The organism is Marinimicrobium sp. (assembly GCF_002695945.1).
Lineage (GTDB): Bacteria > Pseudomonadota > Gammaproteobacteria > Pseudomonadales > Cellvibrionaceae > Marinimicrobium > Marinimicrobium koreense.
This window is the reverse complement of sequence record NZ_NZQP01000037.1, coordinates 1-11,926: the sequence shown is the minus strand read 5'-3', so window position 1 is coordinate 11,926 and position 11,926 is coordinate 1. Positions and strand designations below refer to the sequence as shown.

Genomic DNA, 11,926 nt, shown 5'->3' with positions numbered 1-11,926 from the left:
AAAAAGCTCTGTATAATTTGCCCCTCTTCGGAAGGGTGGCAGAGCGGTTGAATGCAGCGGTCTTGAAAACCGCCGTAGGTTAATAGCCTACCCAGGGTTCGAATCCCTGCCCTTCCGCCATANAAAAACCCCTGCCAGCAATGGNNGGGNTTTTTTTATGGCNGAANGGACGGGTNAGAACCCTCCGTTCGACTAACAAATATTTACACCACCCCCCCTAGAACTCCCCCCAACCCGCCCCCATCTAATGCAACAAGCTTGGCAAGTTTCCGCCGGTTCCAGTATGATCTATGTCAGGCAATATTTGTCATCAATGGAGAAAAGCAATGCGAGAGCTCTACACCCAGAATGCCCGTGCTGATATCGGCAGCAGCATTGAGGTCAACAAGGTTTTGCGCAACACCTATATGTTGCTGGCACTGACCCTGGCCTTCAGTGCCGTGACCGCGGGTATCGCCATGGCCATCAATATGTCTCACGGCATGGGGCTGATCATGAGCGTCATTGCCATCGTATTGGTCTGGTTCGTACTGCCCAAAACCGCCAACTCNTCGGCCGGTCTGGGCGTNGTGTTTGCGTTCACCGGTCTGATTGGCGCCAGCCTNGGCCCCATCGTGAATCATTACCTGGCCATGTCCAATGGCGGCTCCATCGTTTTGCAGGCCCTGGGCGGCACTGCGGTCATTTTCCTCGGNCTGTCCGGCTACACCCTGACCACTCGCAAGGACTTCAGCTTCCTGCGCGGTTTTGTTGCGGTCGGCCTGATGGTGATGATCGCCTGTATGCTGTTGCTGATCGGCGCCTCNCTGTTCGGTTTTGATGTATCNGCCCTGAGCTTGGCCTTCTCTGCCGGTATTGTGNTGCTGATGTCGGCACTGATTCTGTTCCAGACCAGCGCCATTATTCATGGCGGTGAGACCAACTACATCATGGCGACCACATCACTGTACCTNTCAATCATCAACCTCTTTACCAGCCTGCTGCACCTGCTCGGTGCCAGCAACGAGTAAAGCGGGACGCACCACCATGAAAAAAGCCCCGTANATCGGGGCTTTTTTTGTTTCAGGAACCAGCGCNGATGAAATTCNCACTCGCCGTATACGCCGCACCCTTCANCTCAGAGGCCAGCCAGAGCGCCCTGAACTTCGCGCAGGCANTCCTGCNCCAGGGCCACGACATCTATCGCGTTTTTTTCTATCAGGAGGGAGTGGCAACAGGTAATCGGCTCGCCACTCCCGCTCAGGATGAACAGAACNTGGTGGAGGAATGGCGAACCCTGGCCCGCGAGAACGCCATCGATGTGGTCGTCTGCATCGCCGCNGCGTTGCGTCGAGGCATTCTCAATCAGGAAGAGGCTGACCGCTACGAGCACGATGTNGCNAACCTNGCACCGGAGTTCAGTTTNAGCGGTCTGGGGCAGTGGGTGGACGCNGCGGTNCATGCCGACCGGGTCGTCACGTTTGGNGCCTGATGGAAAGGAGATGGAAATGANNNGCCGCTTATTGTTTGTGATGCGCCACGCNCCCTACGGTAGCAGCACCGCCCGGGAGGCCCTGGATGCGCTCCTGGCGACCGCGGTATTCGGCCAGGACGTCGGCGTCCTGTTCATGAATGACGGGGTTTTTCAATTGNTNCGGGANCAGTCTCCNGACNCCCTCCCCCAGAAAAATCTGGCGTCNAGCCTGCAGGCATTACCGNTCTACGACGTCGAACGATTGTATGTACACACCCCCTCACTGACNGANCGGGGTCTGGTAATGTCCGATCTGGTCATGGACAACCTTATCGAGCTGGACAACCGTGCGGTAGGCCGCCTGTTTTCCGAGCAGGACCAACTCCTCAGCTTTTAAGGTCGTTCTTCATGAGCACACTCCATACNGTCAATAAATCCCCNTTTGAACACCGGACCCTNCGCGCCTGNCTTGATGTCTGCCAACCCGGGGACGCGGTGCTTCTGATTGAAGATGGTGTCTACGGCGCCCTGCCCGCCCCACCGGAAGCGAGTGCACTGAACGACTTGCACGAACGTCAGATTGAGGTGTACGCGCTGGAAGCGGACCTTAAGGCTCGCGGCCTGATGGAACGGATCGCGAACGGAGTGTCGATCTCGGACTATGAGAAATTCGTGGCGCTATCCGTCGCGCACAACACAATCCAGAGCTGGTACTGACATGTCACTGACAGTGGACGGTAAGACGTTGAGCACAGACAAGGAAGGCTATCTGAAAGACTTGGGGGACTGGAGCCCGGCGGTCGCCGAGGCGCTGGCCAGTCGCGAAAACATTACTCTGACAGCAGAGCACTGGGAAGTGATTGAACTGCTGCGTGAATTCTACCGCGAGTTCGAACTATCCCCCGCCATGCGCCCGCTGGTCAAGCGGGTGGGGCAAAAACTCGGCACGGAAAAAGGGCGCAGCATTTACCTGATGAAACTGTTTCCGCCCAGTCCGGCCAAGATTGCCAGTAAAATCGCCGGGCTGCCCCGCCCCGACAATTGTCTGTAGCCTGAACGAAGTTTACAGACCGAGGGGCTCGGTGTTTTTGCGCGCGAAGTACTCTCGGGTCAGACCTACCACAACACTGGATAGCGCCAGTAACGCAATCAGATTAGGAATGGCCATCAGGCCATTGAGAATATCCGCAAGAATCCAGACCACACCCAGGCTCATATTGGCGCCGACCGGAATCGCCAGCACCCACAGCACCCGAAACGGCTTAACCACACGCTCACCCATCAAGTACTGGGCACAGCGTTCACCGTAGTAGCTCCAGCCCAACAGGGTCGTGAACGCAAACAGGGAGACGCTCAGTGCGATCAAATGTTGCCCCTGGGGAATCACCGATGCGAAAGCCTCTTGGGACATGGCCGCACCCTCGGCCCCTGTCTGCCAGGCCCCCGTGACGATCAACACCAGGCCCGTCACGGTGCACACCACCAGTGTGTCGATAAAGGTGCCGAGCATCGCTATCAGCCCCTGGCGTACCGGGCTGTTAGTCTGCGCCGCCGCGTGGGCAATAGGCGCGCTACCCAGGCCCGCCTCGTTAGAGAACACCCCTCGGGCAACCCCAAACTGAATCGCCATCATCACGGTGGCGCCGGCAAAACCGCCGGTCGCCGCGGTCCCGGTGAAAGCGGAGTCAACCACCAACAGGACCGCCGCCGGCAGCACCGGCAAGTGGAGCGCCAGAATCACCAGCCCCGACAGAAGGTAGACGATGGCCATGAACGGCACCAGTTTCCCGGCGACACTGGCCAGACGCTTGATACCACCGATCAGAACGGCCCCCACCAGCGCCATAAGCAGGACACTGGTAATCCAGGGGCTGATGTTGAAACTCTCGGACAGTGCATCGGCAACGGAATTGGCCTGTACCGTGTTGCCGATACCAAACCCCGCGAGCATGCCAAAAAAAGCGAACAGAGCGCCGAGCCACATCCAGCGTTTGCCCAGACCGTTCTTGATGTAATACATGGGGCCACCGACGTGGCGCCCCTGATGATCGGTTTCCCGGAACTGGACCGCACACACGGCTTCGGCGTACTTGGTCGCCATCCCCACCAGGGCGCTGCACCACATCCAGAACAACGCACCCGGGCCGCCAATGCCGATGGCCGTGGCGACCCCCACGATGTTGCCCGTGCCGATGGTCGCGGACAGCGCCGTCATGAGCGCGTTAAAGCCGCTGATGTCCCCTTCGCCCTGAGCCTGGCGGCCCTGGAAGAGTTGCCGGAAAGCGGTGCCGATGCGTCTCAGGGGCATGGCGCCGAGACGCACCATCAGGAAAAGGCCGGTGCCCAGAATCAGCACCAGCATGAACTCCCCCCACACCAGATCACTGAGGGTCTTCAAAAAGCTTTCCAGTGAACGGATGGCGGAGGAGTCAGTCATGGATTAGATGGACTTGATGGTGCCTTTGGGCAGAACGGCGTGAACCGCAACCTTCTGGAACTTCTGCTCAATGTTTTCGCCGGTTTCCAGAACGATGTAGTTGTCGTCAACCTTGAGGATTTTGCCCAGCAGGCCGCTGGTCATGACCACTTCATCACCTTTGCTCAACGCGGACACCAGGTTCTGATGCTCTTTTTGACGCTTGCGCTGCGGGCGGATGATAAACAGGTACATGAACACAAACAGGCCCACAAACATCAGCAGAGTGACCATCGGGTTACCCTGGGGTTGCGCAGCATCTTGAGCCATTGCGGCGGGAATAAAGAAATCCATGAAACAAGCCTCATTCTTCTAGGTCGGAAAAAGGGCTAACTCTACCCTGTTTGTGCGGGGCAGGCAATTACATGGAGGGAGTTGGTCGGTGAAAATCAAGAAGCCTCAGCCGCTGGGGACGGCTGAGGCGATCGCCAAATCTGTGGTCAGGCGTAATCGCGAAACAGCTTGCGGAAGACACTCGGAGAAAGTCCGGTCCACCGCTTGAAAGCGTTGGTAAAACTGGTGCGGTCCGAAAAGTCCAATGCTTTGGATACCGCATCAACGCTCATATGCTGATCAATAAGAAACTTGATCGCATAGTGGAAACGTAGACTGTCCCGCAGTTGGGCAAAGTTTTCGCCCTGCTGCTGCAAACGACGCTGCAAAGTCCGTTTTGACAGGTCCAGATCCTCGGCAATGTAATCAATTGCTAAGGGATCCTGACCGACGCGACGGTGCAGAACATCCAGAACCTTGGCGGCCACCCCTTCTGCCGGGGGAATACGCGCTAACTCCAGATATTCATGATAAGACCGGACACCGGGCGTGGCGAACGGGCGTGCCGCACTTTCACTGATTCGATCGTCGATACGCTGTAACTGAATCATACAGGCCTCTCCTTCTGCCAAAAACTCTGGGCATTGAAAATTAATGACGCTGGGTGGTCGCGGAGCGACTGCCAACCGAAGCCGCCAGTAACCGAGCTCGCGCGATCGTTATTGTCGACCAGCGGACAGGCCGATGCCTGAGCCCTGATCGGTCCCGAGGTTTGACGGACAACCCTGTACCTCGAGGGCTGGGCCCTCAACCTCAAGACAGTTCTAGTATAGGCCAATCAAAGCGCAATTGTCGCTAACGGAGTCAAAAAACCCGACATTCAGCGGGACTAAGATCACATTTTTATTAAAAACCTGATCTTATACCGTAAAAGTCACCCTCGAGTCCGATTTGGCCCAACCAGTGCGTCATTTACTTCCAAAATGCTCCCGAACCCAGGTCAGAATGACCTGATCGTGGTTTTTGGTGGTGAACTTTTCAGGGATGGCCCGCAGACGCCCGTCTTTATCAATGATGAAGGTGGTGCGGATCAGCCCCATGTACTCTTTACCGGCAAACTGCTTCAACCCCCAGACGCCATATTTTTCGGCAATCTGGTGCTCCGGGTCGGACAGCAGATCAAAGGTCAATCCCTGCTTGGCAATAAACTTCTGCAGTGCCGGCTCCTTGTCCGGACTCACTCCCAATACGACCGTATCGTACTGCGCCAGTTCCGCGAGCGAATCGCGCATGCCACAGGCCTGGACGGTGCAGCCCGGGGTGGAGGCCTTGGGATAGAAGTACAACACGACGTTCTGTTTACCCTTGAAGTCTTTCAGGCTGACCGCTTCACCATTCTGATTGTTCAGGGTGAAGGCCGGGGCCAGATTGCCGATTTTCGGTAATGCCATGGTTCGCTCCGAATTGCATTGTCAAAGATCATCTTGAGGCACCGCACCGAAGTAGTGCAATGCCGTTTGCCGTTACGCCGAACTCAATCCCGGTAGAGTTTGAGCAGGTCCCCGTAATGGTCTACCCGCCGATCTCTCAGGTAGGGCCAGATGCGCCGCACGTTCTCGCTGCGCTCCATATCCAGGGAGACCACGGTGTGCTCCACCTGATCCGTGCTGCCCTGGTAGAGAAACTCCCCCTGGGGGCCGGCGACAAAGCTGCTACCCCAGAAGTCGATGCCGGAGCCACCGCCGGGATCGGTTTCGTGACCCATGCGGTTGACGCTGACCACGGGCACACCGTTGGCTACCGCATGGGCGCGCTGAATGGTGATCCAGGCCTGGCGCTGACGCTCCTGCTCCTCGGGGTCATCTTCCCGACTCCAGCCGATGGCGGTGGGATAAATGAGCAGTTCCGCGCCCGCCATGGCCATCAGGCGAGCCGCTTCCGGGAACCACTGGTCCCAGCACACCAGAACTCCGAGCTTGCCCACTGAGGTCTGAATGGGCTGAAAGCCCAGATCGCCCGGGGTGAAATAGAACTTCTCGTAAAAACCCGGATCGTCCGGAATGTGCATTTTGCGGTAGGTGCCGGCGATGGTGCCATCGCGCTCCAGAACCACCGCTGTGTTGTGATACAGCCCCGGCGCCCGACGCTCGAACAGCGAGGCGACAATCACCAGGTTCAGCTCGCGGGCCAGGGCGCCCAGACGATCGGTACTGGGGCCGGGAATGGGCTCTGCCAGATCAAACTCGTCCACGTCCTCCTGCTGACAGAAATACAGGCCCCGGTGCAATTCCTGCAGCACCACCAACTGGGCGCCCTGCTCCGCCGCGCGGCGGATGCCGTCAATGGAAGCCTGCAGGTTGGATTCGAGGTCGGCACTGCAGGCGTGCTGAATCAGCCCGACGTTAAGCTGGGTCATAGAGAACTCCCTCGGGTAATTGCATGGTAATACAGTGCAGGCTGCCCCCCTGCTCGATCAGTACCGAGCAGGGAATGCCGAAGATGTGATAACCGGGAAAAGCCTGCATCACCTGCTCCAGGGCCTGTTCATCACTGGGGCAGTCGTACTGCGGCACCATAACGGCGCCATTGATGATCAGAAAGTTGGCGTAGGTGGCCGGCAGGCGTCGGCCGTCGTCGCTGTGTACCGCTCCCGGCCAGGGCAGTGGTACCAGTTGGTAGGGCTCGCCATCGGCATCGGTCATCAGCGCCAGTTCGGCTTCCATCGCCTTGAGTTCGGCGTAGTGCGAGTCCTCCGGGTCATCGCACTGCACATAGGCGATGACATTGTTCGGGCACAACCGCGCCAGGGTATCGATGTGGCTATCGGTGTCATCCCCTTCGAGATGGCCGTGCTTGAGCCAATTGACCTTGCGTACCCCGAACGCCTCCTTCAGGCGCATTTCAATGGCCTCCCGACTCAACCCCGGGTTGCGGTTCTCATTCAACAGGCAGGCTTCGGTGGTGAGCAGCGTGCCGCGCCCATCGACCTCAATCGAACCGCCCTCCAGCACCCAATCCTGGCGCTCCAGCGCCACCTCGGGAAAGGCGCCGTCGCGATGCAGGCGCTCGGTAATGCCGTTGTCCAGATCGTGGGCAAACTTGCCGCCCCAGCCGTTAAACTGAAAGTCCAACAGGACCGGACGCTCGCCCTCGAGCACGGTGAGCGGGCCGTGGTCCCGGGCCCAGGTATCGTTGCTCGGCGCCGGGCGCAGGTGAACGCTGTCCATGGGCACATTCATCGCCTCCAGGCGGCTCTGTATGGCGTCCAGCGCCTGCTCCGGCACGGCTATGATCAGGTCCGCATAGTCCGCAATCACGGTCACCAGCCCCTCATACAGCGGGATCACCTCATCGAGCAGCGGCGCCCAATCGCTGTCCCCATGGGGCCAGGTCAGCAGCACGGCGTCCTGGGGTTCCCACTCGGCGGGCAGGCGGAATTGTGGCATCAAAAGCACCTCGTTGGTTCGGCTTCAAAGGGCGGCGATTATAGCGCATCCGGGCCGCTAAGGTCCGCCGCGCTAACACTATCACCCGCCGCTCACCCTCTCTATAATAGCCGCCACTGAATACGTCGCGCTTGAGCGACCGGACGAGTTCACTATGCTTCGATTGCTTATCGCCCTGATTGTCATCATCGGCCTATGGGCGGCCATGGCCCATATTCGGCGCCTGCCGCCGGCCGAGCGCAAGCGCCTTTACTGGCGCCTCGGTCTGTGGGGCGGCGGGCTGGGACTGATTCTGATGGTCGCCACCGGGCGGGCCCACTGGCTGTTTGCCGTGCTGGGCGCCCTGCTCCCCCTGGCAAAAACCGCCATTGCCCTGGGCCTGCAGTTTTTCCCGCTGTGGAAGCAGCGCCAGCAGCAGGCCGGCCCCGCCAGCCCGCCGAGCGGCCCCATGGATGTACGCGAAGCCATGGACACGCTGGGCCTGAAAGGCGACGAGCAGGCACTCACTCGGGAGGACATCATCGGTGCCCACCGCAAACTGATGCAGAAGCTGCACCCGGACCGGGGCGGCAATGACTATCTGGCGGCCAAGGTCAACGAGGCCAAAGAGCTGTTACTCAAACGCCTGAGCTGATGGATATCAGGTCAGGCGCTTGAGTAACACATGCACATACCGTCCGAGCGAGCGGTAGGGTTCCAACTGCGAGAGTCGCAGCTCCTGCTCCAGCACCTTGTCCGGCGCCTGCTCGCGCAGTGACTTGTCCAGAATGTAGTCGTGAAACACCCGGATGCCACTGGTGGCCAGCCGCTCCAACGGCCTCGCCGCCAGCCACTGATCCACCGTCTCCGGATAGAGCGGATTGATGGGGGACAGACTGCCCCGAAACCCGCCGTAATCCCCCCGCTCCACCTTCTTGAAGTTGGCCCGTAGCAGGTTTTTGTACACCGCGCCGTGCAGGTTGTAGTAGCACAGGGAGAGGTGACCGCCGGGCTTGAGCCAGCGAATCAGGTGATCGATCAGGGCTTCCGGATCCAGCACCCACTCAAGTACCGCGTGGCAGATCACCAGATCAAAGGGCTCAGTCTCTTCTGGCAAGGCGTCGCCCAGAGACTGGATGGCGCTTTGCACCAGAGTCACCTGCCCGCTGACCCCCAACTGCTCCGCTTCCGCCCGGGCACCAAGCAGCATCTGCTCGGACAGGTCGCACAGGGTAATGGCATGCCCGGCCCGAGCCAGGGGCAGGGAAAACTGGCCCTGCCCGCCTCCGGCATCCAGAATGCGCAGGGGCGGCCGACCGGTATCGGGCACAAAAGGCGGAAACGGCCAGTGTTGACCAAAGTCGCGGCGCAGCACGCTGAGCCGGATACGCCCCTTGAGCCCGCCGTAGACATTGCGGGCGAAACGCTGGGCGAGATCGTCAAAGTCGCGGTCGCCGGTGACCGGTTGCTTGGGCATAGCGTGCCTCAGGCGGCCTGGGGCACGCCGCTGTGAAAGCGGAAGGTGTCATCCGGCGATTCGATCAACGAGCGCTCCAGTGCCAGAAACTCTTCCACCCGAGCCTCGATGGACTCCCCGCCGGCGGCCTTGCGGGCCAGCTTGAGGTAGTCCTGAAAGTGCCGGGCCTCGGACTTGAGCAGCGACAGATAAAACCCCTGCAGCTCTTCATCCAGGTGCGGGGCCAATTTGGCGAAGCGCTCACAGGAGCGGGCTTCGATGATCCCGCCCACAATCAGGGTATCCACGTAGCGCCCCGGCTCGTGGGTACGGATCGGCTTGCGCAGCTCGGAGGCATAGCGGCTGGGGGAAATCTGCCCGTAAGCGATGTCGCGCTTTTGCATCAGGCTCATCACCTGCTCGTAGTGACGCAGCTCTTCCCGGGCCAGGCGGGACATCTTATGCATCATCTCGAAGTCGCCCACATAGCGGTACATCAGCGTCAGCGCAGTGGACGCGGCCTTCTTTTCGCAGTTGGCATGATCGAGCAGCAGCAGCGGCTCATTGGCCAGCGCCCAGCGAACCCAGGCATCCGGCGTTTCGCACTGAAGAAAATCAAGAATAGGTTTTATATCAGTCATTTACATCACAAAGTTCAAGTGTTTTGCGCTGCTTTTTGCATCGCATCCGCGGCCAAACCCGGGGCAATATAGCGCTCGTAGTGCGCGCAGGAAAGCTCGTAATAGTCGTGATCGATCTGATCGCGCAGCTCGGATAGAGAATACGCCCGCCATTCGGGGCGCACCCGCAGACCGTAGTGCGCCGGTTCCCGGATCTGGCTGGCCCCGGCCTTGAGCAGATCGAAGATCCAGCAGTGCGGGTCCCGATCTTCGTTGAACCGCACCTGCTGGTGCCGGATCTGCTCGTGCAAAACGGCTTCGTCCAGAATCTCGAAGCGCGCCGACACCACCTGGGTCAGAAAGGCCTCCAGGCGTTTGACGATAATGTAGCGCTGCTCCTGATCGTAGGCATTCCAGTCGATCACCTCATGGGCAAATCGCTTGCAGCCCCGGCACACGCTATCCCCGATGCCCGTTGAACAGACACCAACACAGGGGGTTTTGACCCGCTTGAATACTGCCATATCAATAAGGATATCCCGCTACATCCAGTTCAATCTGCCAGAGCGTACCCGCACCAGTCAGGTACAGCGTCTGACGCTCGGGGCCGCCAAAGGCGGCATTCGTGATATTCGCATCGACACGGATCTCCGCCAGGGATTCACCCTCGGGGGAGAACACCCGCACTCGCTGCCTGGTGTGTTCGGTGACATAGATGTTACCCAGGCAGTCAATCGCCATACCGTCGGGCACAGTCACATCGGCCAGATCCCGCTGCCCGGTTACCTGCCCGTCTTCATCCAACGAATAGGCCCTGAGCACGCCCTGCTCACCGCCGCCGGCGACGTAGAGGGTCTGCTCATCCGGGGACAGGGAGACACCATTGGGATTGCTCAGGGTATCGTCCACCAGGGACACACCGTCGGAATCAATACGATAGACCCGGGTCTTTGGTTGTCCACCCGGCGCCGCCGAGCGCTGAAAGTCCGGATCGGTAAAATAGATCACGCCATCGCGGGTCAGGGTCAGATCGTTGGGGGAGTTGAACGGGCTGTCGGCATACTCATCCCAGACAATCTCCCGGTCACCGGTAGAGAGCTCGTAGCGTGAGATGGCCTTGGCGTCGTGGGTGGCGGCCATCAGAAAGCCTTCGGCATCCACGGCCAGACCATTGCTGCCGCTGTCTTCCAGCGCGGTTTCCAGGGTGCCCTCTTCGGTCAGGCGCTGCACTCGCGAGGGGAAGCCTTCCTGAAAGGTGAAATCGGAGAAGTACAGGGACCCACCAATCCACACCGGCCCTTCATACAGACCCGCTTCTTCCCGGGTGGTGGCGGAGCCCGGAATCCGCTCGGCGGTCAGAGTCCCCGAGGGTGCCTGACCGGCGTCTTGCGGGCACTGCCACTGGCTGTCTGGCGTGGGTGCGGTACCGGGGTTGTCCGGGTCGCTGTACTCGACCCCACTGGCCGCGGCATTACCGGAGGCTTCGGGTGACGGCTGCGGTTCTTCAGCGGGTTCACAGCCCCAGAGAATCAGCGCGGTCAGTGCGGCACCCAGAGGCGCCAGGGTGTGTCGGGTGGTGTTCATGGAGGATGTCCTTGTGCCGATTTTAAGTTATTTATAGCTTTAGGTTTTACCTGTAAGCTATTGATTTATATAAGGTCAAATCACTTCATCAAGATGCGAGCATTATACCGCTCACACAGGTCAGGAACCAGTTGCTTTAATACAGGCGCTTCGAATGTAACGCTCCGACTGGGTCTACCCTTGTGAGACACGCCGTGAACCCATCCGTGGGGGCTCATCACCCGCCGTCCAGGCGGGTGACGGTCTCACAAGGGTAGACCCAGCCTCCGCAGAGGAGGCGTAAAGCTCAGGGAACTAGCCACCATACTTTTAATCGTGGCACTGAGGGCCGGGAAGGGAAAGCCCTTTCAAGACCGTAAGCGGAGGGGCTCCGCGCGTCGAGTCCCATGGTCGCTCACTTGGATGTGGGAAGTGCCCCGAGGCGCTGGTAGCGCAAAAAAGCATCGGGTTAATCAGGAGCCTTCTCCTTTCTAGCCTTCAGCTCCTCATTTGGACCTAAGGTGCTATTTCCCGAAACGTTACGCTGGCACTGCGGAGGCGGGGCATACCCTTGTGAGACCGTCACCCGCCTGGATGGCGGGTGATGAGCCCCCATGGACGGGTTCACGGCGTGTCTCACAAGGGTATGCCCCGGCGGAG

At 59.4% G+C, this 11,926-nt stretch carries 16 protein-coding genes and 1 tRNA gene; 7 read left to right on the top strand and 10 right to left on the bottom strand.

Going from position 1 to position 11,926, the window contains the following annotated elements; genetic code table 11:
- The first annotated feature begins 29 nt into the window (after window positions 1–29).
- The 6 genes from CMG77_RS08540 to CMG77_RS08515 all read left to right on the top strand — a co-directional run bounded on the left by CMG77_RS08540 (window position 30) and on the right by CMG77_RS08515 (window position 2,504).
- Window positions 30–120, top strand: a tRNA-Ser gene (locus CMG77_RS08540).
- Window positions 121–326: 206 nt separating this feature from the next.
- Entirely contained in the window at window positions 327–1,010 is a 684-nt protein-coding gene (locus tag CMG77_RS08535; protein ID WP_286904103.1) for a Bax inhibitor-1/YccA family protein, read from the top strand.
- A 68-nt stretch (window positions 1,011–1,078) separates the two neighbouring features.
- Window positions 1,079–1,471 carry a sulfurtransferase complex subunit TusD gene (gene tusD / locus CMG77_RS08530; protein WP_286904102.1) on the top strand — a complete coding sequence of 131 codons (393 nt, stop codon included), beginning with the start codon at window positions 1,079–1,081 and terminating at the stop codon, window positions 1,469–1,471.
- On the top strand, window positions 1,374–1,850 hold the full coding sequence (gene tusC, locus CMG77_RS08525; protein WP_353743470.1) for a sulfurtransferase complex subunit TusC: 477 nt from the start codon (window positions 1,374–1,376) through the stop codon (window positions 1,848–1,850). The genes tusD and tusC overlap by 98 nt, the downstream gene beginning before the upstream one ends.
- An 11-nt stretch (window positions 1,851–1,861) precedes the next feature.
- Window positions 1,862–2,170, top strand: coding sequence for a sulfurtransferase complex subunit TusB (gene tusB / locus CMG77_RS08520; protein WP_286904099.1), 309 nt, complete (start codon window positions 1,862–1,864; stop codon window positions 2,168–2,170).
- A 1-nt stretch (window position 2,171) separates the two neighbouring features.
- On the top strand, window positions 2,172–2,504 hold the full coding sequence (locus tag CMG77_RS08515; RefSeq protein WP_123637435.1) for a TusE/DsrC/DsvC family sulfur relay protein: 333 nt from the start codon (window positions 2,172–2,174) through the stop codon (window positions 2,502–2,504).
- Between the two features lie 12 nt (window positions 2,505–2,516).
- On the opposite strand, the gene CMG77_RS08510 is transcribed toward CMG77_RS08515, so the two are convergent.
- From CMG77_RS08510 to CMG77_RS08485, 6 genes are all read right to left on the bottom strand, one after another.
- Entirely contained in the window at window positions 2,517–3,890 is a 1,374-nt protein-coding gene (locus CMG77_RS08510) for an alanine/glycine:cation symporter family protein (RefSeq protein ID WP_286804330.1), read from the bottom strand.
- Window positions 3,891–3,893: 3 nt separating this feature from the next.
- Entirely contained in the window at window positions 3,894–4,223 is a 330-nt protein-coding gene (gene yajC, locus CMG77_RS08505) for a preprotein translocase subunit YajC (protein WP_024460265.1), read from the bottom strand.
- 146 nt (window positions 4,224–4,369) lie between these two features.
- Window positions 4,370–4,813 (bottom strand): helix-turn-helix domain-containing protein, encoded by a 444-nt coding sequence (locus CMG77_RS08500; RefSeq protein WP_024460266.1) that lies wholly within the window; start codon window positions 4,811–4,813, stop codon window positions 4,370–4,372.
- A gap of 357 nt (window positions 4,814–5,170) precedes the next feature.
- Entirely contained in the window at window positions 5,171–5,653 is a 483-nt protein-coding gene (gene bcp, locus CMG77_RS08495; protein WP_286804329.1) for a thioredoxin-dependent thiol peroxidase, read from the bottom strand.
- An 83-nt stretch (window positions 5,654–5,736) separates the two neighbouring features.
- Window positions 5,737–6,618 carry a carbon-nitrogen hydrolase gene (locus CMG77_RS08490; protein ID WP_286804328.1) on the bottom strand — a complete coding sequence of 294 codons (882 nt, stop codon included), beginning with the start codon at window positions 6,616–6,618 and terminating at the stop codon, window positions 5,737–5,739.
- Complete coding sequence (locus CMG77_RS08485; RefSeq protein ID WP_286804327.1) at window positions 6,605–7,648, bottom strand: agmatine deiminase family protein; 1,044 nt, start codon at window positions 7,646–7,648, stop codon at window positions 6,605–6,607. Before CMG77_RS08485 ends, CMG77_RS08490 begins: the two co-directional genes overlap by 14 nt.
- 154 nt (window positions 7,649–7,802) lie before the next feature.
- On the opposite strand from CMG77_RS08485, the gene CMG77_RS08480 reads away from it, so the two are divergent.
- Window positions 7,803–8,282 carry a J domain-containing protein gene (locus CMG77_RS08480; RefSeq protein WP_123637439.1) on the top strand — a complete coding sequence of 160 codons (480 nt, stop codon included), beginning with the start codon at window positions 7,803–7,805 and terminating at the stop codon, window positions 8,280–8,282.
- Between the two features lie 6 nt (window positions 8,283–8,288).
- On the opposite strand, the gene CMG77_RS08475 is transcribed toward CMG77_RS08480, so the two are convergent.
- From CMG77_RS08475 to CMG77_RS08460, 4 genes are read right to left on the bottom strand one after another with little or no spacing between them, the layout of a single operon-like run.
- Window positions 8,289–9,104 (bottom strand): methyltransferase domain-containing protein, encoded by an 816-nt coding sequence (locus tag CMG77_RS08475; RefSeq protein WP_286804326.1) that lies wholly within the window; start codon window positions 9,102–9,104, stop codon window positions 8,289–8,291.
- Between the two features lie 8 nt (window positions 9,105–9,112).
- On the bottom strand, window positions 9,113–9,724 hold the full coding sequence (locus CMG77_RS08470) for a MiaE family protein (protein WP_123637441.1): 612 nt from the start codon (window positions 9,722–9,724) through the stop codon (window positions 9,113–9,115).
- Window positions 9,725–9,738: 14 nt separating this feature from the next.
- Entirely contained in the window at window positions 9,739–10,227 is a 489-nt protein-coding gene (locus CMG77_RS08465) for a DUF1289 domain-containing protein (protein WP_286804325.1), read from the bottom strand.
- Window position 10,228: 1 nt separating this feature from the next.
- Window positions 10,229–11,287: an SMP-30/gluconolactonase/LRE family protein gene (locus tag CMG77_RS08460; RefSeq protein ID WP_286804324.1), complete on the bottom strand. Its 1,059-nt coding sequence runs from the start codon at window positions 11,285–11,287 to the stop codon at window positions 10,229–10,231.
- Window positions 11,288–11,926 lie beyond the last annotated feature (639 nt).